Origin of the sequence: Nocardia sp. NBC_01730, assembly GCF_035920445.1 — a bacterium.
GTDB lineage: Bacteria > Actinomycetota > Actinomycetes > Mycobacteriales > Mycobacteriaceae > Nocardia.
The window spans coordinates 5,207,581-5,230,621 of the sequence record NZ_CP109162.1 but is presented as its reverse complement, the minus strand read 5'-3'; the positions used below and the strand labels follow the sequence as shown (position 1 = coordinate 5,230,621).

18 protein-coding genes are annotated in these 23,041 nt (G+C 65.9%); 15 read left to right on the top strand and 3 right to left on the bottom strand.

What is annotated here, in order from left to right:
• The first annotated feature begins 18 nt into the window (after window positions 1–18).
• The 12 genes from OHB12_RS21445 (at window position 19) to OHB12_RS21390 (ending at window position 18,482) form a co-directional block, all read left to right on the top strand.
• Entirely contained in the window at window positions 19–813 is a 795-nt protein-coding gene (locus tag OHB12_RS21445; RefSeq protein WP_327110370.1) for an MlaE family ABC transporter permease, read from the top strand.
• A 106-nt stretch (window positions 814–919) separates the two neighbouring features.
• Complete coding sequence (locus tag OHB12_RS21440) at window positions 920–1,684, top strand: ABC transporter permease (protein WP_327121315.1); 765 nt, start codon at window positions 920–922, stop codon at window positions 1,682–1,684.
• Window positions 1,681–3,033, top strand: coding sequence for an MCE family protein (locus tag OHB12_RS21435; protein WP_327110369.1), 1,353 nt, complete (start codon window positions 1,681–1,683; stop codon window positions 3,031–3,033). Before OHB12_RS21440 ends, OHB12_RS21435 begins: the two co-directional genes overlap by 4 nt.
• Window positions 3,030–4,106, top strand: coding sequence for an MCE family protein (locus tag OHB12_RS21430; protein ID WP_327110368.1), 1,077 nt, complete (start codon window positions 3,030–3,032; stop codon window positions 4,104–4,106). The genes OHB12_RS21435 and OHB12_RS21430 overlap by 4 nt, the downstream gene beginning before the upstream one ends.
• Window positions 4,106–5,116 carry an MCE family protein gene (locus tag OHB12_RS21425; protein ID WP_327110367.1) on the top strand — a complete coding sequence of 337 codons (1,011 nt, stop codon included), beginning with the start codon at window positions 4,106–4,108 and terminating at the stop codon, window positions 5,114–5,116. The genes OHB12_RS21430 and OHB12_RS21425 overlap by 1 nt, the downstream gene beginning before the upstream one ends.
• A 1-nt stretch (window position 5,117) precedes the next feature.
• A complete protein-coding gene (locus OHB12_RS21420) occupies window positions 5,118–6,386 on the top strand; it encodes an MCE family protein (protein WP_327110366.1) in 1,269 nt (422 codons plus the stop codon).
• Window positions 6,383–7,648, top strand: coding sequence for an MCE family protein (locus tag OHB12_RS21415; RefSeq protein WP_327110365.1), 1,266 nt, complete (start codon window positions 6,383–6,385; stop codon window positions 7,646–7,648). The genes OHB12_RS21420 and OHB12_RS21415 overlap by 4 nt, the downstream gene beginning before the upstream one ends.
• Window positions 7,645–8,886, top strand: a complete 1,242-nt coding sequence (locus tag OHB12_RS21410; protein ID WP_327110364.1) for an MCE family protein — start codon at window positions 7,645–7,647, stop codon at window positions 8,884–8,886. The genes OHB12_RS21415 and OHB12_RS21410 overlap by 4 nt, the downstream gene beginning before the upstream one ends.
• A 29-nt stretch (window positions 8,887–8,915) precedes the next feature.
• Window positions 8,916–9,719, top strand: a complete 804-nt coding sequence (locus OHB12_RS21405) for a hypothetical protein (protein ID WP_327110363.1) — start codon at window positions 8,916–8,918, stop codon at window positions 9,717–9,719.
• Between the two features lie 11 nt (window positions 9,720–9,730).
• The gene (locus OHB12_RS21400) at window positions 9,731–10,474 is read left to right on the top strand and encodes a hypothetical protein (RefSeq protein ID WP_327110362.1); all 744 of its coding nucleotides are present in this window, start codon (window positions 9,731–9,733) and stop codon (window positions 10,472–10,474) included.
• 409 nt (window positions 10,475–10,883) lie between these two features.
• Window positions 10,884–14,387, top strand: coding sequence for a DNA-directed RNA polymerase subunit beta (gene rpoB / locus OHB12_RS21395; RefSeq protein ID WP_327110361.1), 3,504 nt, complete (start codon window positions 10,884–10,886; stop codon window positions 14,385–14,387).
• Between the two features lie 141 nt (window positions 14,388–14,528).
• Window positions 14,529–18,482: a DNA-directed RNA polymerase subunit beta' gene (locus tag OHB12_RS21390; protein ID WP_327110360.1), complete on the top strand. Its 3,954-nt coding sequence runs from the start codon at window positions 14,529–14,531 to the stop codon at window positions 18,480–18,482.
• Between the two features lie 675 nt (window positions 18,483–19,157).
• Here the strand turns inward: OHB12_RS21390 and OHB12_RS21385 are convergent.
• Together OHB12_RS21385 and OHB12_RS21380 are read right to left on the bottom strand one after the other, a co-directional pair.
• Complete coding sequence (locus OHB12_RS21385; protein WP_442800120.1) at window positions 19,158–19,676, bottom strand: GNAT family N-acetyltransferase; 519 nt, start codon at window positions 19,674–19,676, stop codon at window positions 19,158–19,160.
• A gap of 307 nt (window positions 19,677–19,983) precedes the next feature.
• Window positions 19,984–20,994 (bottom strand): aldo/keto reductase, encoded by a 1,011-nt coding sequence (locus tag OHB12_RS21380; protein ID WP_327110359.1) that lies wholly within the window; start codon window positions 20,992–20,994, stop codon window positions 19,984–19,986.
• A gap of 100 nt (window positions 20,995–21,094) precedes the next feature.
• Here OHB12_RS21380 and OHB12_RS21375 point away from each other — a divergent pair, with 100 nt between their 5' ends.
• Window positions 21,095–21,964 (top strand): helix-turn-helix transcriptional regulator, encoded by an 870-nt coding sequence (locus tag OHB12_RS21375; protein WP_327110358.1) that lies wholly within the window; start codon window positions 21,095–21,097, stop codon window positions 21,962–21,964.
• Here the strand turns inward: OHB12_RS21375 and OHB12_RS21370 are convergent.
• Window positions 21,961–22,083, bottom strand: a complete 123-nt coding sequence (locus OHB12_RS21370) for a hypothetical protein (protein WP_327110357.1) — start codon at window positions 22,081–22,083, stop codon at window positions 21,961–21,963. The two genes, OHB12_RS21375 and OHB12_RS21370, sit on opposite strands and share 4 nt — an antisense overlap.
• A 101-nt stretch (window positions 22,084–22,184) precedes the next feature.
• Here OHB12_RS21370 and OHB12_RS21365 point away from each other — a divergent pair, with 101 nt between their 5' ends.
• Together OHB12_RS21365 and OHB12_RS21360 are read left to right on the top strand one after the other, a co-directional pair.
• The gene (locus OHB12_RS21365; RefSeq protein WP_327110356.1) at window positions 22,185–22,514 is read left to right on the top strand and encodes an ArsR/SmtB family transcription factor; all 330 of its coding nucleotides are present in this window, start codon (window positions 22,185–22,187) and stop codon (window positions 22,512–22,514) included.
• Window positions 22,514–22,996: an SRPBCC family protein gene (locus OHB12_RS21360; protein ID WP_327110355.1), complete on the top strand. Its 483-nt coding sequence runs from the start codon at window positions 22,514–22,516 to the stop codon at window positions 22,994–22,996. Before OHB12_RS21365 ends, OHB12_RS21360 begins: the two co-directional genes overlap by 1 nt.
• Window positions 22,997–23,041 lie beyond the last annotated feature (45 nt).

Sequence of the window (23,041 nt, the reverse complement as noted above, 5' to 3'; positions counted from 1 at the left end):
CGGGTAACATCTGCGATCGTGACTTCCTCCCTGGCGCGATTGCGGACTCCACTGGAGTCGGGGTTTGCCCAGGCTGGCAATATTTTCGCGCTGTTCATCGACGTCCTGCGCAAGACGTTCCGCCGCCCGTTCGAATGGCGGGAGTTCATCGAGCAGTCGTGGTTCATCGCGAGTGTCTCGATCCTGCCCAGCGCACTGGTCGCGATCCCGTTCGGCGCGGTCGTCGCACTGCAGACCGGCTCGCTGATCAAGCAGTTGGGTGCGGAGTCCTTCACCGGTGCGACCAGTGTGCTTGCCACCGTCCAGCAGGCGGCCCCGGTCGTCACGGCGCTGATCATCGCGGGCGCGGCCGGGTCTGCGGTGGCCGCCGACCTCGGCTCGCGCACCATCCGCGAGGAGATCGACGCGCTGGAGGTGCTCGGTGTCGACCCGGTGCGAAAGCTGGTCGTACCGCGTGTGATCGGCATGGTGCTGGTGGCACTGCTGCTCAACGGCCTGGTGTCGGTAGTCGGTATCGCGGGCGGGTACTTCTTCAACGTGCTGCTGCAGGGCGGAACGCCGGGTGCCTACCTGGCCTCGTTCTCGGCGCTCGCTCAGCTACCGGACCTGTGGATCGGTGAGGTCAAGGCAGCGGTCTTCGGCCTGCTCGCCGGCGTGATCGCCGCATACAAGGGGTTGCATCCCAAAGGGGGTCCGAAAGGAGTCGGTGACGCGGTGAACCAATCCGTGGTGATCACATTCATGGTGCTGTTCTTCGTGAATCTCGTCCTGACCCTGGTGTATCTGCAAGTCGTCCCGGCAAAGGGTGCCTGATCCGATGGCCAGCCCGTATCGAACTCCGGTCTTCGCCAAGTCGCTGCGCCGGGCGGGAGACTTCGTCCGCTCCCCGCTGAACGTCATCGATCGCGCGGGCGATCAGATGTCGTTCTATTCACGCGCCATCGCCTGGATCCCGCGCACCGCCGTGCACTACCGCAAGGAGGTCATGCGGCTGCTCGCCGAGGTCACCTTCGGTACCGGCGCGCTCGCGGTGATCGGCGGCACCATCGGCGTCATCGTGTTCATGTCCGGCTCGGTCGGCGTCGTGGTCGGCCTGCAAGGCTTCAAGGCCCTCGACGCCCTCGGCAGCTCGGCGCTCACCGGCTTTCTCACCGCCTACATCAACACCCGTGAGATCGCGCCGCTGGTCGCCGCGCTCGCACTCTCGGCGACGGTCGGATGTGGTTTCACCGCCCAGTTGGGTGCCATGCGCATCTCCGAGGAGATCGATGCACTCGAGGTGATGGCGGTGCCCGGCGTGCCGTTCCTGGTCACCACCCGCGTGATCGCCGGATTCGTTGCGGTGATCCCGCTGTACGTCGTCGGCCTGCTCGGCACGTTCCTGGCGTCTCGAATGGTCAGCATCTGGTTCAACGGCCAATCCAGCGGGTCCTATGACCACTACTTCAGCCTGTTCCTGCCACCGGAGGACGTGCTCTATTCGTTCCTCAAGGTGCTGGTCTTCGCCTTCGTGATCATCTTGGTGCACTGCTACTACGGCTTCCACGCCACCGGCGGCCCCGCAGGCGTCGGCGTCGCGGTGGGCCGCGCGGTCCGCGCCGCGATCGTGCTGGTGAACGTGCTCGACTTCTTCCTCAGCCTCGCGATCTGGGGTACTACGACCACGGTGCGAGTGGCCGGATGAGCCGGGGGGTGCAGGCCTGGCGCTCGACCGAGACACTGCGTGTTCGTGTGCTGGGCATCACGTTCTTCCTCGTGGTCGGCCTGTTCCTGTGGACGACCATCGCGGTGTACAACAAGCAATTCGTCAAGACCGTCGACGTCGACCTGGTGACCGACAGCGTCGGCAACGCGCTGACCCGCAACGCGGACGTCAAGGTGCGCGGCATCAGCGTCGGAGAGGTGCGCTCCAGCCGCTCCGACGGCGGGAAGGTGACGCTGAACCTGGCCATCGAACCGGACAAGGCGCAACAGATTCCGGCCAACGCGACCGCGCGCTTGCTGCCCAAGACGCTGTTCGGCGAGCGCTATGTGGACCTGATCATTCCGGAGGACCGAAGCGCACAGCACCTGACGAATGGTGTGACACTGCACCAGGACGTCAGTGGCAACGCCATCGAGCTGAGCAAGCTGCTCGACGATCTGCTCCCGCTGCTGCAAGCCATTCCGCCGCAGGACCTCGCCGCCACCCTGGGTGCGCTGTCCCAGGCCCTGGCCGGTCGAGGTTTCGCGCTCGGCGAGAGCGTGGACAAGCTGGACAACATCTTCCGCCAGGTCAACGGCGTGCTGCCGGATCTGCAGGAGGACCTGCGCAGCTTCGCCCAGGTGGCCGCCGCCTACTCCGACGCGGCGCCGCAGCTGATCGAGGCGCTGGACAACCTGAGAACCACCAACGCGACGATCGTGCAGCGACGTACCGACATCGACGCGCTCTACGCAACGTTGACGCCGACTTCGTCGAGCACCGCCGACTTCCTGATCGCCAACCGCGACAACATTATCGACCTGGCCGCCGACTCCCGGCCCGCGCTGGAACTGTTGGCCTACTACTCGCCGAACTATGCCTGCTCGCTGGCGAACTTCGCGAAGATGAAGCCGCGCATCGACCAGATCTTGGGCAAGGGCACCGACCGGCCCGGCTCCCGGGTGAGCATCGAGCTGACCAATACCCGCGGCAAATACCTGCCAAACCAGGACGAGCCGCGCTGGCTGGACCCCCGCGGTCCGTGGTGCATCCCCGAGTTGCCCGCTGGCGTCGACCCCGGCCAGTACACGGGAGGACCGAGCAACGACGGCTCCTACGCGGTACCCAGCCGTAACCCGGGTGACCAGGAGAGCGGCAAGCTGGAGCCGCCGCAGTTCGGCGTCTACCCAGGGAGCAAGGTGCCGACGACAGCCGGTTCGCCGATGGAGCAGCAGTCCCTCGGCGCGATCTACGGTGCGGCCAACGGGGTCGCGCCGGATCAGGTGCCGGGCTGGGTGACCAGGGCAGGTGCGCCCGCGTTCCGCGGAAGCGAGGTGAGTATTCGATGAAGCAGAAGCTGCGCGGCCTGGGTGGGCCGCTGACCAAGCTGATCGTCTTCATCGTCGTGACCCTGTTCGCGACCACGATGCTCGGTTTGTCCATCGCCAACTACAGCAGCGGCGGAACGGGTTTCAAAGCCCGGTTCACCGATGTCACCTCGCTCAATCCCGGTGACGAGGTGCGCATCGCCGGCGTGCGGGTCGGCAAGGTCACCGACGTCTCGATCGTGGACAAGCGCTTGGCCGAGGTGAAGTTCGATCTCACCGACCGGAGTTGGCTGCCCGCCACGACCACGGCCACCATCAAGTACCGCAACCTGGTCGGCCAGCGCTACATCGCGCTGGAGCAGGGCACCGGCGAGCCGGGCCGCAAGCTGAACAAAGGCGGGACCATCCCGGTGGAGCGCACCAGGCCTGCGCTGAACCTCACCACGCTGTTCAACGGCTTCCGCCCGCTGTTCCGCACGCTGACCGCCGACGACGTGAACAAGCTGTCCTTCGAGATCATCCAGGTCTTCCAGGGCGAGCAGGGCACGATCCACGACCTCGTCGCGACCACCGCGAACCTGACCAACAAGATCGCGGACAAGGATGCGGTGATCGGTGAGTTGACCCGCAATCTGACCGCCGTCCTGGACACCGTCAACAAGCGCGACGACCAGTTCGACCAGCTGATCGTGAACACCGAGGCGCTGATCAGCGGCCTCGCCGCGGAACGCGACACGATCGGACGCTCGGTGACTTCACTCGCCGACCTGACCTCGGCCACCGCCGACCTGCTCGTGCCGGTCCGTCCGACGCTGCAGGGGTCGATCGCCGGCCTGAGCCAGCTGACCGGCACCCTCGACGACCGCAGCGACGACGTGAACGACACGCTGCGGAATCTGCCGCTCAAGATGGAGAAGCTGGGCCGCGCCGCCAGCTACGGCTCTTGGTTCCAGTTCTATCTGTGCGGCATCGACATCGTCGTCGGTCCGGGCGCGGTCGACGCGCCTCAGCTCAACCTGCCCGCCGGGCTGCCGACGATCAATCAGCCGCTGTACACCAACGCCGCGCCACGCTGCCATGGGAAGGCTCGCTGATGGACGATCGGATCCTGCTCGGCAAGCGCAGCCCCGCGTTCATGGGTGTGCTCGGGCTCGCCATCGTGCTGCTGGTAACGGTGTCGGCGTTCTTCTTCGACCGGCTGCCGATTATCGGCGCGGGCACCAAGTACACCGCCGAGTTCAGCGAGGCGGCAGGCATCAAGAAGGGCAACGAGGTCCGCATCGCGGGCGTCAAGGTCGGCTCGGTCGCCGATGTCCGGCTCGCCGGTGACCGGGTACTCGTGGACTTCCGCACCAAGGACGCCTGGATCGGTAATGAGACCACCGCGTCCATCCAGATCAAGACCCTGCTGGGGCAGAAGTACCTGGCGCTGGATCCGAGGGGCTCCGCGCCCGCCGATCCGAGCAAGCGGATTCCTTTGTCGCGCACGGTATCTCCGTATGACGTGGTGGACGCGTTTACCGACGCGGCGAGGAACATCGACCAGATCGACACCGCGCAGCTGGCCACCAGCATGCGGGTGCTGTCCGACGCGTTCGACACCACGCCGCCGGAGATCCGCGGCTCCATCGACGGCGTCGCCCGGTTGTCGGAGACGCTGGCCAAGCGCGACCAGGAGCTGAAGAAGCTGTTCGCCGCGACCAGACAGACCACCCAGGTGCTCGCCGACCGCAATGCCGAGTTCGAGCGGCTGCTCGCCTCGGGCGGTCAACTGCTCGCCGAGCTCAATATCCGGCAGCAGTCCATCGCGCAGCTGCTGTCCGGCGCCAGGGTCGTCTCGGCGGAGCTGAGCGCGCTGGTGCACGACAACGAAGCGCAGATCGGTCCCGCACTGAAGAACTTGCGCGCCTCGATCGACTTGCTCAACGACAACCAGCAGAACATTTCCAAGACCCTGGAGCTCGCAGCGCCCTTCTACGGTCTCTACGCCAACGTGCTCGGCACCGGCCGCTGGTTCGACGCGGTGATCGTCAACCTGGTGCCGCCGGCGCTGCCCGAGATCCCCGGCGACCGTCCGCCGGTCCGCGCCCTGGGAGGTAACTGACATGGCGGGCAACTGGAGCAGCGATCCGGTCGGCGCGGTCAAGCATTCCAGCCGCGGCGCCAAGGTGGGCATCGCACTGGTAGTGGTCGTGGCGGTGCTGCTGGCCGGGGTGCTGTGGTGGCTGTTCGACCGGCTCACCACCACCAAGATCGCCGCCTACTTCGATCGTTCGGTCGGCATCTACGAGGGCTCGGACGTGCGCATCCTCGGTGTGCCCGTGGGTTCGGTGGATTCGGTGGAGCCGCAGGGCGATCAGGTCAAGATCGTCATGAGCGTGGACCGCAAATTCGACGTGCCCGCGGACGCGCGGGCCGCGCAGATCACGCCCTCGATCGTGTCGGATCGCTACATCCAGCTGACCCCGGTCTACACCGGGGGCCCGAAGATGGACCGCAACGCGACCATCCCGCGCGACCGCACGGTCACGCCGGTCGAGGTCGACCAGCTGTACAAGAGCATCACCGAGCTGTCGGATGCGTTGGGCCCCAACGGGGCCAACGCCGAGGGCGCGGTGAACGAACTGGTGCGCACCGGCGCGGCGAACCTCGCAGGCAACGGCGAAGCGCTGGCCAACAGCCTCACCCAGCTGTCCCGGGCGGCGCGCTACCTTTCCGACGCGCGCGGGGACATATTCGACACGGTCAAAAACCTGCAGTCCTTCGTCACCATGCTGGCCCAGAACGACCAGCAGGTGCGGCAGTTCAACGTCCAGCTCGCCGACCTGTCGACCTTCCTGGCCGGCGAACGCGAAAACCTCGGCGCCGCACTGCACCTGCTGTCGATCGCGCTCGGCGACGTGGCCAGGTTCATCGACGACAACCGGGATCTGGTGGCCGAGAACGCCGAAGGACTGACCACGCTGACCAAGACGCTGGCCGATCAGCGCGACGACCTGGCCGCCTTGCTGCCGGTGCTGCCGCTGGCGCTGAGCAACCTGATCAACGTGCACAACGCGGAATCGGGCACCCTCGACATGCGCGCCGACTTCACCGATCTGCAGGACCCGTTCGGTGTGATGTGCAAGATGCTGGACCTGTCCAAGTTGATGCCGGGAGATCCGAAGTTCGAGGCGCTCGGCAGGCAGATGCGGCCGATCCTGGACCACTGCAAGGCGATCACCGACCAGATCACCGCCGGGGTGAAGACCCCGACGCTGATCCTGCCGTTCGGCATCCTCAGCGGCGAGAACCAGCAGCGTGCCCCGGTGCCTGGCACGGTGCCCGGCACGCCGTCGGATCAGCTTCCGCCGTCGCAGGGAGGCGTCCGATGACCACCCGAATCCGTTCCGCCGCTCGCGGTCTCGGCGCCGTGCTGGCGGTCGGCCTGTCCGCGACACTGGTCACTTCGTGCGCCGCCGACGGCATCTACAGCGTTCCGCTGCCCGGCGGCGCCGACGTCGGCGACCGTCCGATCCACATCGACATCCAGTTCGACGACGTGCTCGACCTGGTGCCGCAGTCCGCGGTCAAGGTCGAAGGCGTGCCGGTCGGCCGGGTCGAGGAGATCACCATCGGCGAGGACCAGTGGACCGCCACGGTGCGCACCGTGGTGAACGCGTCGGTGGACCTGCCCGCGAACGCGCACGCCGAGGTCCGGCAGTCGAATCTGCTCGGCGAGAAGTTCATCGAGCTGTCCAAGCCCGCCGCGGACCCGGATCCGAAGAAGCTCGGCAACGGCTCGGTGATCCCGGTCGACCGCACCAGGCACGCCACCGAGATCGAGCAGGTGCTCGGCGCGCTGTCGTTGCTCCTCAACGGCGGCGGAGTCGCGCAGCTGCAGCCGATCGTCACCGAGTTGAACAAGACCCTCGGTGGCAGGGAGAGCCGGGTGCGCTCGCTGATCGAGCAGGCGAACATCCTGATCGACGGCCTGAACAAGCAGGTCGACGACATCACGAGGGCGCTGGACGGCCTCGATCTGCTCAGCAGCAGGGTCAGCAGGCAGACCGTGCAGATCGGCAAGATTCTCGACGAGCTGCCGCAAGGCATCAAGATCCTGGAGGAGCAGCGACCACAGCTGGTCGGACTGCTCGCGCAGCTGGACCGGCTCGGCGAGGTCGGCTTCGACGTGCTGAACACCTCGAAGGACGACCTGATTCGCGACCTCAGCTCGCTGCGACCGACGCTGCAGGAACTCGGCCGTTCGGCTCCGGATCTGGTGACCGCGTTGCCGCTGGTGCCGACCTACCCGTTCCCTGACTCCTCGCTGGAAGCCACCTTCGGCGGAAGTGTCAACACCTGGCTTTCGGTGGATCAGCAGATCGGCGTCACGTTGAGCAATCTCGGTGTGGGCAAACCGGATCCGGTGTACATCCCGCCGGTCGGCCCCTCGGTGCCGGTGAACCCGACCAACCCGTACTACAACGGCAACGGCCCGCGGCCGGGCTGGCCGACGGTGTCGATCCTGCCGCTGCCGCCGAACATGGCGCAGCTGCCCGCGCAGGGCGTGCCGCCCAACCCCATCGGGGCGATCCTCGAGCAACTCGGGGTCGGCGGCGGGACCGGTCAGGGAACGGAGGGTGGTCCGCGATGACACGTCTGGTCCGGTGGCAGCTGATCGCGTTCGCGGTGGTCGCGGTGGTCGGCGTGGTGTTCGTCGGCGGCAAGTACATCCGGCTCGACCACATGCTCGGCTTCGGTCAGTACACGGTGCAGGTGCGGGCGGCGCAGACCGGCGGCGTCTACAAGGGCGCCGAGGTGACCTACCGCGGCGTTCCGGTCGGCCGGGTCGGCGAACTAGAACTCACCGACGACGGCGTGGTGATGAATCTCGTCATCGATACGAGCTCGCCGAAAATCCCCGCCTCGGCGAAAGCCGTGGTGGCCAATCGGTCTGCGATCGGTGAGCAGTACGTCGACCTGCAACCCGACTCCAATGCGGGCCCGTACCTGCGGGACAACTCTGTGATCGCCTCGGCGACCACTCCCGTGCCGGTCGAGCAGTTGGTCGCCAGCGTGGACGGGTTCACCCGCTCGGTGGACCTGAACGCACTCAACACCACCGTCCGCGAACTGGGCAAGGCGTTCGACGGCAAGGGCGACGATCTGCAAGTGCTGATCGATTCGCTGAACAAGTTCACCGAGACGTTCAACGAGACGCTGCCGCAGACGATCCAGCTGATCCGGGACGGCAGGATCGCGCTGGGCACCCAGGCCGAGCAGTCCGATGCCATCCGCCAGTTCAGCGACGGCCTGGACAAACTCACTGCCCAGCTTCGCTCCAGCGACCCTGACGTGCGCAGGCTGATCGGCACCGGAACCGACGCGGGCGAGCAGATCGGCGCGCTGATCGACGAGAGCGGCGGCACGCTCACCGAGGACCTGGCCAATCTGCGGCTGCTGCTGCGGACCATCTCACCGAAGTTCTACGCGCTGCGGCCGTTGCTGCAGATGCTTCCGCAACTGTCCATCGGCGCTTCCTCTACCGCACCCGGCGACGGCACCAGCCACTTCGGCTTGGTGCTCGAGACCAACAACCCGCCCGCCTGTACGGTGGGCTACGAGGGTACGCAGCGGATTCTCGAGCAGATGAAGGCACAGAACCCGGATTTCGACGACACACGCGACGAATTCCCGTTCAACAAGGACGCGAAATGTCTTGTGCCGTTCGGTAATCCGACTGCCGTCCGCGGTGGTGAGCGAGCCGCGTTCGCCGATCCGAGCATCGTGCAGCCGTGGGACTCCAATCCCAAAACCGATCCGGAAAAGCTGAACCTGAATCCGATCGCCGTGCAGATGGCCACCCTGCTGGGGGTCACGCCGAAGCGGTGACCAGGACCGACGACGTTAGGGTGTCTCGCGTGAGTGAGCGTAGCGAGCGAACAACAGGCGTGACCGCGGATCTATCCAAGCAGGCCGATGCGACGGAGCCAGAAGCGCTGGACGTCGTGGTGGCGTCCGTGGCTGCGCCCGACGCCGACGCGGCCGTGGCTGCGGATTCGCCGGTCGAGGAAGTCGCCGACGGAGCGAAGATCACTTCCGGCGGGTCGGAAAGTGTGTCGAAGCGCTCCGTCCGCCCGGCGGCGCTCGGTAGATTCGCGCTCGTCGGCTCGGCCGCGCTCCTGGTGGTCGCCCTGATCGCTGCCTCCTGGTTCGGCACGGGCTGGGTGCGCGCCGCGTTGACCGACGGCCCGCGCGCCGACGCCCGCGACACCGCGCTGGACGCTGCCCGTCAGGCCGCGCTGAACATGACCTCGATGAACCTCGACGACGTGCCGGGCTCGCTCGCACTGGCCAGGTCCTCGATGACCGGCGCGCTGCTCGACTCGGCCACCAAGAACAAGGACCAGGCCGAGAAGCTGGCCCAGCAAACCGGTGTAGGGATGTCGTCGAAGGTGCTCGGCGCCGCACTCACCACGCTCAACAGCGAGCAGGACAAGGCATCGGCGCTGGTCGTCCTGCAGGTGACGGAGACGGGCAAGGACAAGCCGCCCGCGGAGTACCGCTACACCTGGAGTGTCGACGTGGCCAAGAACGGCGAAATCTGGAAGGCCGAGCAGATCTCCTCGCTCAGCCAGCCGGTGCTGTTGAACGGTGGACCCGGCCGGCAGTCGCCCGCGCCGCCCGCGGACCAGCCGCCCGCCGCGCCTAAGCCGGGATCGTAGGAGGACAACCCATGACGTCTCGCCGACCGGTCAACCGGGTGACCTCCAAGCGCCGCACCGGCGCCGAGCAACCGTCGCGTGCCGCCACCCCACGTACTGAGCGCCCCACGCCGAGTGGTAGGTCGCGGGTGGCGGGTGCCTCCCGCCCCGCCATCGCGCGCGGGAAGTCGGGTGCCGAGCAGCGCCCAGAGCAGGATCGTGCCCCGTCGCGGTTCCGCAAGGTCGTCGCGCAGATCGCGGCTCGATCGCAGGGCAGCGGCGCGGGACGCCCGCGCTGGCCGCTCGTCGCGGGGTTGTTGATCGCCGCGGTGTTGCTCGGCGCCTTCGCGGTGGTCGCCGCGAAGCGGCCCGGCGTGGACACCTCGAACCAGGCGTTCGTGAACAACGAGGCCACCCAGGAGGTGCGGGCGGCCGCGGACCACGCGTTGCAGACCGTCTACGCCTATGACGTCAAGAGCATCGACGGCTACCGCGGCACGGCCGAGCAGGTGCTCACCGGAAAGATGCGGGCCGACCTGGGCAAGTACGCCGACACCACCATCTCTGCGGTCAAGCAGGCGCAGACCAGCGCCGACGCCAAAGCGGATCCGATCGCGGTGTCGTTGCTCACAGCAGACCGCGCGGAGCTGCTTGTCAACCTGGTGGTGAGCGCCACCAAGGACGGCGTCGCTCAGCAGAGTGTCGCAGGCCCGGTCGTCCTGCATATGCAGAAGGTGGACGGTCGCTGGCTGGCCAGCGACATCGTCGACCAGTGAGTGTCAGGGCATACACCGGGATAGCGCAGCGCGCCAGGCGATCTCGCAGGCGCCTCGGCCGGTCCTGCCACTTGACGAGTTTCGCCCGACCCGTCACGCTATTCACAACAGCGGCAGCTGTCACGGTGGCTTCAGCGCACCACGGGCTCAGGACGCAGCCAGCGTATTCGGCCCGGCGCGCCAGCCACGCGGGCGTTCACACGGGTGGTACTTTGACACCTCCGTGTACATGGGTGTAGGTTTGGACGTTGCGCTGGCTGCCTCCTGTCCATACCTCGATTAGCACACGTAAGTTCCACCCTTCCGGTGTTACTTTCGTTGGTGCCTGTTCGAGTTTCGTTCGGGTTGTAACCAGCGGAATTCGTAGCAGACAAGCGACGGTCGCGGACCACCACGCGACGCGCGTGAGGTGCTGGAAGGACGCATCTTGGCAGTCTCCACCCAGACCAAGGCAGTTGCCGGAATCCCCGGAGCCCCGTTGCGGGTGTCTTTCGCGAAGATCCGTGAACCCTTGGAGGTGCCCGGACTTCTCGATCTACAAACGGAATCATTCGCCTGGTTGATCGGTTCGCCGGATTGGCGCGAGCGTGCCGCCGCTCGTGGTGATGTCGGCCTAGTCGGCGGACTCGAGGAGGTACTCGAGGAGCTCTCTCCGATCGAGGACTTCTCCGGCTCCATGTCCCTGTCCTTCTCCGACCCACGCTTCGAAGAGGTCAAGGCCTCGATCGACGAGTGCAAAGACAAGGACATGACCTACGCGGCGCCGCTGTTCGTCACCGCGGAGTTCATCAACAACAACACCGGTGAGATCAAGAGCCAGACGGTCTTCATGGGTGACTTCCCGATGATGACCGACAAGGGCACGTTCATCATCAACGGCACCGAGCGCGTCGTCGTCTCACAGCTGGTGCGCTCGCCGGGTGTCTACTTCGACCACTCCGTCGACAAGGGCACGGAGAAGGACCTGCACAGCGTGCGCGTCATCCCGAGCCGTGGCGCGTGGCTGGAGTTCGACGTCGACAAGCGGGACACCGTGGGTGTGCGCATCGACCGCAAGCGCCGCCAGCCGGTCACCGTGCTGCTGAAGGCGCTCGGCTGGACCACCGAGGAGATCGTCGAGCGTTTCGGCTTCTCCGAGATCATGATGTCGACCCTGGAGAAGGACAACACCGCCGGTCAGGACGAGGCGCTGCTGGACATCTACCGCAAGCTGCGTCCGGGCGAGCCGCCGACCAAGGAGTCCGCGCAGACCCTGCTGGAGAACCTGTTCTTCAAGGAGAAGCGCTACGACCTGGCTCGCGTCGGTCGATACAAGATCAACAAGAAGCTCGGCATCCACCTCGGTGAGCAGGTCATCGGCTCGGTGCTGACCAGGGAAGACATCGTCACCACGATCGAGTACCTGGTGCGTCTGCACTCGGGTGACCGTGCCATGACCGCCCCCGGCGGCCAGGAAGTCCCGGTCGAGGTCGACGACATCGACCACTTCGGCAACCGTCGCCTGCGCACCGTCGGCGAGCTGATCCAGAACCAGATCCGGGTCGGCCTGTCCCGCATGGAGCGCGTGGTCCGCGAGCGGATGACGACTCAGGATGTCGAGGCGATCACGCCGCAGACCCTGATCAACATTCGTCCGGTCGTGGCCGCGATCAAGGAGTTCTTCGGAACCTCCCAGCTGTCGCAGTTCATGGACCAGAACAACCCGCTGTCGGGTCTGACCCACAAGCGCCGCCTGTCGGCGCTGGGCCCGGGTGGTCTGTCCCGTGAGCGCGCCGGTCTGGAAGTCCGTGACGTCCACCCGTCGCACTACGGCCGTATGTGCCCGATCGAGACCCCGGAAGGCCCGAACATCGGCCTGATCGGTTCGCTGTCGGTGTACGCACGGGTCAACCCGTTCGGTTTCATCGAGACCCCCTACCGCAAGGTCGTCGACGGCCGGGTGACCGATGAGGTCCGCTACCTGACCGCCGACGAGGAGGACCGGCACGTTCGTGCCCAGGCCAACTCGCCGGTCGATGTGGAGGGCCACTTCCTCGAGGACCGCGTGCTGTGTCGCCGAGGCAACGAAGAGAACGAGCTCGTCGCGGCGTCCGAGGTCGACTACATGGATGTGTCGCCGCGTCAGATGGTGTCGGTCGCGACGGCGATGATTCCGTTCCTCGAGCACGATGATGCCAACCGTGCCTTGATGGGTGCGAATATGCAGCGTCAGGCCGTTCCGCTGATCCGTTCCGAGGCGCCGATCGTCGGCACGGGTATGGAGTTGCGTGCGGCGGTGGACGCGGGTGATGTCGTGGTGAACGAGAAGGCTGGTGTGGTCGAGGAGGTTTCGGCCGACTATGTCACCGTGATGGCCGATGACGGTACTCGCAAGTCCTATCGGATGCGGAAGTTCAACCGCTCCAACCAGGGCACCTGCTCCAACCAGCGTCCGATCGTGGACGAGGGTCAGCGGGTCGAGCATGGTCAGGTTCTGGCTGATGGTCCGTGCACCGAGAACGGTGAGATGGCTCTGGGTAAGAACCTGCTCGTGGCGATCATGCCGTGGGAGGGCCACAACTACGAGGACGCGATTATCCTGTCGCAGCGCCTGGTGGAAGAGGATGTTCTCACCTCGATCCACATCGAAGAGCACGAGATCGATGCTCGTGACACCAAGCTGGGTGCCGAGGAGATCACGCGGGATATCCCGAATGTGTCCGATGAGGTGCTGGCCGATCTGGACGAGCGTGGCATCGTGCGTATCGGTGCGGAGGTTCGGGATGGTGACATCCTGGTCGGCAAGGTCACGCCGAAGGGTGAGACCGAGCTGACTCCGGAGGAGCGGTTGTTGCGGGCGATCTTCGGTGAGAAGGCGCGCGAGGTGCGGGACACTTCGTTGAAGGTGCCGCATGGTGAGTCCGGCAAGGTTATCGGTATCCGCGTGTTCTCGCGTGAGGACGATGACGATCTGCCTCCGGGTGTCAATGAGCTGGTGCGTGTGTATGTGGCGCAGAAGCGCAAGATCCAGGATGGTGACAAGCTGGCGGGTCGGCACGGTAACAAGGGTGTGATCGGCAAGATCCTGCCTACCGAGGACATGCCGTTCATGCCTGATGGCACCCCGGTCGACATCATCCTGAACACGCACGGTGTGCCGCGTCGTATGAATATCGGTCAGATCTTGGAGACCCATCTGGGCTGGATCGGTAAGGCGGGTTGGCAGGTCGACATCGCCGACGGCAGCCGCCCGGACTGGGCGCAGGCGCTGCCGGACGAGATGCTGGGTGCTCCGGCCGACTCCAACATCGCTACGCCCGTTTTCGACGGCGCGCGCGAGGAGGAGCTGACCGGTCTGCTGGCCTCGACGCTGCCGAACCGCGATGGCGAGCGCATGGTCGACGACGACGGCAAGGCCACGCTGTTCGACGGACGTTCGGGCGAGCCGTTCCCGTACCCGGTGGCCGTCGGTTACATGTACATCCTCAAGCTGCACCACTTGGTCGACGACAAGATCCACGCCCGTTCGACCGGCCCGTACTCGATGATCACCCAGCAGCCGCTGGGTGGTAAGGCGCAGTTCGGTGGCCAGCGGTTCGGTGAGATGGAGTGCTGGGCCATGCAGGCCTACGGTGCGGCGTACACGCTGCAGGAGTTGCTGACCATCAAGTCCGACGACGTGGTCGGCCGTGTGAAGGTCTACGAGGCGATCGTCAAGGGCGAGAACATTCCGGAGCCGGGCATTCCGGAATCGTTCAAGGTTCTGCTCAAGGAACTCCAATCGCTGTGCCTCAACGTCGAGGTGCTGTCGTCCGACGGCGCCGCGATCGAGATGCGCGACGGCGACGACGAGGATCTGGAGCGCGCGGCGGCCAACCTGGGCATCAACCTGTCGAGGAATGAAGCGGCCACCGTCGACGATCTGGCGAACTAGGCGGTCGGCCGGATGCCGCTCCCCGCGAACGGCGTCCGGCCTCCCGCGCTCTGCAAGAGTGCTCGGCCGAGCGAACGCTCGGAAGACACCAACTAGTGAACTTTTGCTCGAATTCGACCCGCATAGGGGAAAGGAAGTTACGTGCTAGACGTCAACTTCTTCGATGAACTCCGGATCGGCCTTGCCACCGCCGACGACATCCGCCAGTGGTCCTACGGTGAGGTGAAGAAGCCGGAGACCATCAACTACCGCACGCTCAAGCCGGAGAAGGATGGCTTGTTCTGCGAGAAGATTTTCGGTCCCACCCGGGACTGGGAGTGCTACTGCGGTAAGTACAAGCGTGTCCGCTTCAAGGGCATCATCTGTGAGCGCTGTGGCGTCGAGGTGACTCGCGCCAAGGTGCGCCGTGAGCGGATGGGCCACATCGAGCTGGCCGCGCCGGTCACCCACATCTGGTACTTCAAGGGCGTGCCCTCGCGTCTGGGCTACCTGCTCGACCTGGCGCCGAAGGATCTGGAAAAGATCATCTACTTCGCCGCCTACGTCATCGTGGCCGTCGACGACGAGCTGCGGCACAACGAGGTGTCCACCCTCGAGGCCGAGATGGAGGTCGAGAAGAAGGCGGTCGCCGACCAACGCGACGCCGACCTCGAGGCCCGCGCACAGAAGCTCGAGGCCGACCTGGCCGAGCTGGAGGCCGAGGGCGCGAAGTCCGACGTGCGCCGCAAGGTGAAGGACGGCGGCGAGCGCGAGATGCGCCAGCTCCGCGACCGTGCTCAGCGCGAGCTGGACCGGCTGGAGGAGATCTGGAACACCTTCACCAAGCTGGCTCCCAAGCAGCTGATCGTGGACGAGGTGCTCTACCGCGAGCTGATCGACCGCTACGGCGAGTACTTCACCGGCGCCATGGGTGCGGAGTCCATCCAGAAGCTGATGGAGAACTTCGACATCGACGCCGAGGCCGAGTTGCTGCGCGAGACGATCCGCAGCGGCAAGGGCCAGAAGAAGCTGCGCGCGCTCAAGCGGCTCAAGGTCGTCGCGGCCTTCCAATCCAACGGCAACTCGCCGATGGGTATGGTGCTCGACGCTGTTCCGGTGATCCCGCCGGAGCTGCGCCCGATGGTTCAGCTGGATGGTGGCCGCTTCGCCACCTCCGACCTGAACGACCTGTACCGCCGCGTGATCAACCGCAACAACCGCCTCAAGCGACTGATCGACCTCGGCGCGCCCGAGATCATCGTCAACAACGAGAAGCGGATGCTGCAGGAGTCCGTCGACGCGCTGTTCGACAACGGCCGCCGCGGTCGCCCGGTCACCGGGCCGGGCAATCGTCCGCTCAAGTCGCTGTCCGATCTGCTCAAGGGCAAGCAGGGCCGGTTCAGGCAGAACCTGCTCGGTAAGCGTGTGGATTACTCCGGTCGCTCTGTCATTGTTGTAGGCCCGCAGCTGAAACTGCACCAGTGCGGTCTGCCCAAGCTGATGGCGCTGGAGCTGTTCAAGCCGTTCGTGATGAAGCGCTTGGTCGACCTGAACCACGCACAGAACATCAAGTCGGCCAAGCGGATGGTGGAGCGGCAGCGGCCGCAGGTGTGGGACGTCCTCGAAGAGGTCATCGCCGAACACCCCGTGCTGCTCAACCGTGCGCCCACCCTGCACCGCCTCGGCATTCAGGCCTTCGAGCCGCAGCTGGTGGAAGGCAAGGCCATCCAGCTGCACCCGCTGGTCTGTGAGGCGTTCAACGCCGACTTCGACGGTGACCAGATGGCCGTGCACCTGCCGCTGTCGGCGGAGGCGCAGGCCGAGGCCCGCATCCTGATGCTGTCCTCGAACAACATCCTGTCGCCGGCCTCGGGTCGTCCGCTGGCCATGCCGCGCCTGGACATGGTGACCGGCCTGTACTACCTGACCCGCTTGGAAGAGGGCGCGAAGGGTTCGTACCGTCCGGCCACCAAGGACGCGCCGGAACACGGCGTGTACTCCTCGCCAGCCGAGGCACAGATGGCGGTGGACCGCGGTGAGCTCACCGTGCGTTCGCTGATCAAGGTCCGGCTGACCGACCAGCGTCCGCCGAAGGACGTCGAGGCGGAGCGGTTCCCGGAGGGCTGGCGGCGCGGTGACGCGTGGATCACCGAGACCACGCTGGGCCGGGTGCTGTTCAACGAGTTGCTGCCCGTGGACTACGCGTTCATCAACGAGCAGATGCCGAAGAAGCGTCAGGCGACGATCATCAACGATCTCGCCGAGCGCTACCCGATGATCGTGGTCGCGCAGACCGTCGACAAGCTCAAGGACGCGGGCTTCTACTGGGCCACGCGTTCCGGCGTGACGGTCTCCATGTCCGATGTGCTCGTGCCGCCGGAGAAGGCCGAGATCATGGAGCGCTACGAGGCGCAGTCGGATCAGATCGAGAAGAAGTACCAGCGTGGTGCGCTCGATCACCAGGAGCGCAACAACGCCCTGGTCAAGATCTGGCAGGAGGCGACCGAAGAGGTCGGTAAGGCGCTGCGCACGCACTACCCGGCCGACAACCCGATCATCACGATCGTCGACTCGGGCGCCACGGGTAACTTCACCCAGACCCGTACCCTCGCCGGTATGAAGGGCCTGGTGACGAACCCGAAGGGTGAGTTCATCCCGCGACCGATCAAGTCCTCCTTCCGTGAGGGCCTGACGGTTCTGGAGTACTTCATCAACACCCACGGTGCCCGAAAGGGTCTGGCCGACACCGCGCTTCGTACCGCCGACTCGGGTTACCTGACCCGTCGTCTGGTGGACGTCTCGCAGGACGTCATTGTGCGCGAGCACGACTGTGGCACCGAGCGCGGCATCGTGGTGCCGATCGCGGAGAAGCTGCTCGACGGCTCGATCATCCGCGACGCGCACGTGGAGACCTCCACTTACGCGCGCACCCTCGCCGCCGACGCGGTGGACGCCGCGGGCAACGTGGTGGTGGGCAAGGGCGCCGACCTGGGCGACCCGGCGCTGGAGGCGCTGCTGGATGCGGGCATCACGGAGGTGAAGGTCCGCTCGGTGCTGACCTGCACCACCGGCACCGGCGTGTGCGCGACCTGCTACGGCCGCTCCATGGCGACCGGCAAGCTGGTCGACATCGGTGAGGCCGTCGGTATCGTCGCCGCGCAGTCCATCGGTGAGCCCGGTACCCAGCTGACCATGCGTACCTTCCACCAGGGTGGTGTCGCGGGCGACGACATCACCGGTGGTCTGCCGCGTGTTCAGGAGCTCTTCGAGGCTCGCGTGCCGAAGGGCAAGGCGCCCATCGCCGAGGTCTCCGGTCGCGTGCGGCTGGAGGACGACGATCGCTTCTACAAGATCACCATCATCCCGGATGACGGTGGCGAAGAGGTTGTCTACGACAAGCTCTCGAAGCGGCAGCGTCTGCGTGTGTTCAAGCACGACGACGGCACCGAGCGTCTGCTCTCGGACGGTGACCACGTCGAGGTCGGCCAGCAGCTGCTGGAAGGCGCGGCGGATCCGCATGAGGTGCTGCGCATCATGGGCCCCCGGCAGGTTCAGGTCCACCTGGTCCACGAGGTCCAGGAGGTTTACCGCTCGCAGGGTGTGTCGATCCACGACAAGCACATCGAGGTGATCGTTCGCCAGATGCTGCGTCGCGTGACCATCATCGACTCGGGTGCGACGGAGTTCCTGCCCGGCTCGCTCACCGAGCGTGCCGAGTTCGAGGCATCCAACCGCCGCGTCGTCGCCGAGGGCAACGAGCCTGCGGCGGGTCGCCCGGTGCTGATGGGTATCACCAAGGCGTCGCTGGCCACCGACTCGTGGCTGTCGGCGGCGTCCTTCCAGGAGACCACTCGAGTGCTGACGGACGCGGCGATCAACTGCCGCTCCGACAAGCTCATCGGCCTCAAGGAGAACGTGATCATCGGCAAGCTGATCCCGGCCGGTACCGGTATCAACCGCTACCGCAACATCCAGGTGCAGCCGACCGAAGAAGCCCGCGCCGCCGCGTACGCGGTGCCGTCCTACGACGACACCTACTACACCCCGGAAAGCTTCGGCCAGACCACGGGTGCCGCGGTCCCGCTGGACGACTACGGGTTCAGCGACTACCGGTAGTTCGGCAGAGCACGACAGTATTCGGCCCCCGCTTCATTCCGGAGCGGGGGCCGAGTGCGTCGCGGGCTGGTGCGGACTGGATCACCTAACCAACCCAGAGGCTTTTCGTACTTTGACTCGTGAAGACCTGCAGAGGGAAGACATCTTTGACCGGCCGTAAGGTTCTCATCGAGGTCAATCCACAGGCAGAACAGCAATCTACGAACTCCCGGAGTTGTTTTGGTCAAAGTACGTTTGGCTCTACTCGACCTACTCGACGATCCATTGTCTCTTGCCAAGAGCGCTATACCTTTTCGCGCTGGCGGGGATGAGATACCGGATTGGTGAGCCTACTGGGACGCGGACAGGCGCAGCCCCCGTCAGCGGCGGTGCAGCGAGACCTAGACGGCGAGGCTCCGCGCGTCGAACGTGGCGATAGTTACGGCCAAGACCGGGGGCGGGAAATGGGACGCGACCGGTAAAGACTGCTCAAGGGCTCGTAGGGAAAGGCGGCGCTACCAGCACATTCGACGTGAGCCCTGCCAACAAGAAAGCCGTAAAACGTAAAAATTTCCCATCGAGCGGGGCAATCGCCGTTTCACGGATGGTTGAGGCATGAGGGTGACTTCCGAGGGTGGGACGACCTGAGTCGTCCCACCGTCGGCGCTGTCAGCCTATGTGTGCCAGCGGTTCTCGCTAGTCGATACCGAATGGCTCGGCGTAGTGAACCGTGCCGCGCGGTAGTGGTTGAGCAGGGTCGAGCGTCAGAGCCATCAATGCCTCATCCGGCACCTCTATGCTGAGGCCGATGCCGTGCTCGGATGCTCTCCCGAAGCCGAAGCGCGGGTAGTACGTCGGATGGCCGAGCACAATGACGAAAAGCTCGCCCATTCGCGCCGCAGCCGCGAGCCCGGCCCGGATCACAGCACTACCGGCGCCGGTTTTCTGGTATTCGGGCAGCACGGCGCACGGGCCGAGGCACAGCGCCGGCGTGGTGTCGACGTGGCAGCGGGTCAGCAACGCATAGCCGACCGGTGTGTCGTCCGGCAGTGTGCTGACGATGGACAGTCCGTTGATCCAAGCGGGGTCATCGCGCAGTGCGACGACCAGATCGGCCTCCTCCGGCCGGTCGAAGGCCGCGTGGTTGATCGCGTGGATCGCGGGAATATCGGCATCGTTTTCGGCGCGCGTGCGCCAGTCGATGGGGAAATTCAACTCGGATTCTCCGTATTCGTGATGGTCGGGCCCGGTCGCGGACACGGCACCACCGTCACGCGAGCTGGATAGCTCGCAGCACGAACGCCGGACGAAGCGAGATCAGACCGGGACCAGGGATGAGTGGACAGTCCGGGCGTCGTGTGTGACGGCGGTCTTCGGCGCGGTCATCCCGCCCCACCTCCTCAGGTTGTTCACCAGGTCGAATACGAACAAGCGATGCTAGCGCGCCTCGGCAGCAGGGGGCTACCGAATTAGATCCGAGTGCTGGACAGAGTCGATACTCTGCCCGACTCCGGCTGCGACCTCAGCGCTCGCTGTCGAGCAACGCCATCTGCGTGCTCGCGTAACGCTCGCCCGCGACCTGATCGGCGGGCACTGCCGCCTCGATGGTGGACAGCTCGTCCGCGTTGAGCGCGATATCCAGGGCACCAAGGGTTTCGGTCAAGCGTTCCCGCCGCCGCGCGCCGATCACAGGCACAATGTCATCGCCCCTGGTGAGCGCCCACGCGATGGCCAGTTGTGCCACCGAGACGCCCTTGTCCGCCGCGATCGTGCCGAGCGCGCGCACCAGCTCGAGGTTTCGGTCCAGGTTCTCGCCCTGGAAGCGCGGACTGTGTGCCCGGAAATCATTGGCGGCGAAGCCGGTTCCAGCCTGGATCGAGTCGCTGAGCAGGCCGCGCGACAGCACGCCGTATGCGGTGACGCCGATGCCGAGTTCACGGCAGACGGGCAGGATCTGCGCTTCTATGCCACGCGAGATCAGCGAGTACTCGATCTGCAGGTCCGCGATCGGATGTACCGCAGCGGCACGGCGAATGGTCTCGGCGCCGACTTCCGAGAGGCCGACGTGACGGACGTATCCGGCCTCGATCAGTTCGGCGATGGCGCCGACGGTGTCCTCGATCGGCACGTTCGGATCGAGCCGGGCGGGCCGGTAGACGTCGATGTAGTCGACGCCGAGCCGCTGCAGGCTGTAGGTGAGGAAGTTGCGCAGCGCGACGGGCCGGTTGTCCACGCCGCCCCAACTGCCGCCGGGCCCGCGCAGGCCGCCGAACTTCACGCTCAGCACCACGTCCGCGCGCGGACGCTCGGCGATGGCCCTGCCGATCAGCAGCTCGTTGTGCCCGGCGCCGTAGAAGTCGCCGGTATCGACGAGGTTTACGCCGGAGTCCAGTGCGGCGTGGATGGTGGCGGTCGACTCGGCGTCGTCGGAGGTGCCGTACATACCGGACATTCCCATCGCGCCGAGCCCGATGCGGCTCACCGCCGGCCCGTTCTTGCCGAGGTGCACTGTTTCGATCTTCGATGTCGTCATGCGACCAGCGTGACCTGCGCGGACCAGTTCCGGGAGAGATCGTCTATCGGGGGAGCGGGGATCCCTGGCTGAGCGCTTCTTTTCGGGGGAGAGTGGTGGCATGGATCGTGCCGAGCTCGCCGACTTCCTGCGCCGCCGCCGCGAGCAGCTGACGCCCTCGGACGTCGGGCTGCCGCCTGGTATTCGGCGCCGCACGCCGGGCCTGCGCCGGGACGAGGTCGCCATGCTGGCCGGGATGTCGACCGATTACTACACTAGGCTCGAGCAGTCGCGTGGCCCGCGCCCGTCCATGCAGGTGCTTGCCTCCCTCGCGCGGGCGCTGCGCTTCAGCAGCGACGAACGCGATCACCTCTACCACCTGTGCGATCACGCGGCGCCGGGGCGCGAGCTGTCCGACAAACACGTCGGCCCCGGTCTGATGCACCTGCTCGCGAAGCTGGACGACACAGCGGCCACCGTCGTCACCGATCTCGGTGAAGTGCTCGTGCAGAACCGGATGCACAGCCTGCTCGTCGGCGATCACGGCGAGCGACGTGGCTGGGAACGCTACTACGCCTACCGCTGGTTCACCGATGTTTCGGCGCGCGCCATCTTCCCGGAGGAGGACTGGGATCGGCTGGGCCGCAGGCACGTCGCCGATCTGCGCGCCACCGCCGCCCGCCGCGCTGGTGACGCCGATGTCGCCGAGTTCATCACGAAGTTGCGTTCGTCGAGTGCGGAATTCGCTCGACTATGGGACGAACACGAAGTGGCGGTACGTCTTTCGGATACCAAGCGCATCCTGCATCCGCGAGTCGGCCTGATCAACATCGTCTGCGAAACGTTGCTCACGCCCAACGCCGCGCAGCGCCTCTTGGTCTACCTGCCGCGTCCGGGCACGGACGCGGCCGAGAAGCTGGACTTGCTGCGCGTGATCGGCAACCAGACGTTGGCACCCGACGTCGACGCAATGGCCGACCCTTTCGGCTAGAGCATGCTGTTCACGTAATCCGACGCCGTATCGAGAGCGGGCTGCCCGCCGCCGACGCACCCGGCCCACGCGCCGATCGCGGCGCACGCGATCGCGGCCACCGTGATGGAGTCGGGCACGAACGGCTCGAGCCTGCGCAGCTTGTTCGGCGAAGGTGCTGTCCGGAGGAAGAGCTGACGACCTCTTGACGAGCTCGCTCATGCGCGCAATTCTGAACTAGATGGTTCAGTATGACTTCTTGGATGCCTCGTTCGGGGCGCTCGCGGATCCCACCCGGCGTGGAATCCTGGAGCGCCTCGGCCGTGGGCCCGCGACCGTCAGCGAGCTGGCCGAGCGCTTCGAGATGACCTTGACCGGCGTGAAGAAGCACATCCAGCTGCTGGAGGCGGCGGGCATGATCCGCACGGAGAAGCGTGGCCGGGTGCGGTACTGCCGACTCGGCGAGAACGTCTTCGACCGCGAAGTGGCTTGGATGCAGAGCCATCGGCGCATGGTGGAAGCCCGGATGGACCGTCTCGGTGAATTCCTCGAGCGAACGGAGCAGGACTGATGAGTACAACCACGAACGACGACGCCGTCGTCACCGCCGACACCGACCGCGAGATCCGCATCGAGCGGATCTTCGCCGCCCCGCGCGAGCGCTTGTGGGCCGCCTACAGCCGGATCGAGCTGCTCACCCAATGGTGGGGGCGCGGTAATCGGCTCGACGTCGAGCGGTGGGAGTTCCGCCAGGGTGGGCACTGGCGCTTCGTCGAACACTCCGACGGCGAAACCGACGGCTTCGAGGGCAGATTCCGCGAGATCACACCACAGGAGCGGATCGTGTTCTCCTTCGAGTGGGACGGTATGCCAGCGTATGTCGCGATCGACAACGTCAGCTTCGTCGACCTGGGTGACGGCCGGACGAAGGTGGTCACCGACAGTCGGTTCCACACGTCGCAGGAGCGCGACGGAATGCTGCAGTCGGGCATGGAGACCGGGCTCAACGAGAGCTACCGGGCGCTGGACGCCCTGTTGGCCGCTGGATCTTGACCGGGAACATGCTCGGTCCCGAGTGAACGGGGTCGAATCACGTTG

Bases quoted from the DNA above. Each gene is read 5' to 3' on its own strand.
- OHB12_RS21440 (WP_327121315.1), top strand. From the start codon at position 920: ATGTCGTTCTATTCACGCGCCATCGCCTGGATCCCGCGCACCGCCGTG.
- OHB12_RS21435 (WP_327110369.1), top strand. From the start codon at position 1,681: ATGAGCCGGGGGGTGCAGGCCTGGCGCTCGACCGAGACACTGCGTGTT.
- OHB12_RS21430 (WP_327110368.1), top strand. From the start codon at position 3,030: ATGAAGCAGAAGCTGCGCGGCCTGGGTGGGCCGCTGACCAAGCTGATC.
- OHB12_RS21425 (WP_327110367.1), top strand. From the start codon at position 4,106: ATGGACGATCGGATCCTGCTCGGCAAGCGCAGCCCCGCGTTCATGGGT.
- OHB12_RS21420 (WP_327110366.1), top strand. From the start codon at position 5,118: ATGGCGGGCAACTGGAGCAGCGATCCGGTCGGCGCGGTCAAGCATTCC.
- OHB12_RS21415 (WP_327110365.1), top strand. From the start codon at position 6,383: ATGACCACCCGAATCCGTTCCGCCGCTCGCGGTCTCGGCGCCGTGCTG.
- OHB12_RS21410 (WP_327110364.1), top strand. From the start codon at position 7,645: ATGACACGTCTGGTCCGGTGGCAGCTGATCGCGTTCGCGGTGGTCGCG.
- OHB12_RS21400 (WP_327110362.1), top strand. From the start codon at position 9,731: ATGACGTCTCGCCGACCGGTCAACCGGGTGACCTCCAAGCGCCGCACC.
- OHB12_RS21380 (WP_327110359.1), bottom strand. From the start codon at position 20,994: ATGACGACATCGAAGATCGAAACAGTGCACCTCGGCAAGAACGGGCCG.
- OHB12_RS21375 (WP_327110358.1), top strand. From the start codon at position 21,095: ATGGATCGTGCCGAGCTCGCCGACTTCCTGCGCCGCCGCCGCGAGCAG.
- OHB12_RS21365 (WP_327110356.1), top strand. From the start codon at position 22,185: ATGGTTCAGTATGACTTCTTGGATGCCTCGTTCGGGGCGCTCGCGGAT.
- OHB12_RS21360 (WP_327110355.1), top strand. From the start codon at position 22,514: ATGAGTACAACCACGAACGACGACGCCGTCGTCACCGCCGACACCGAC.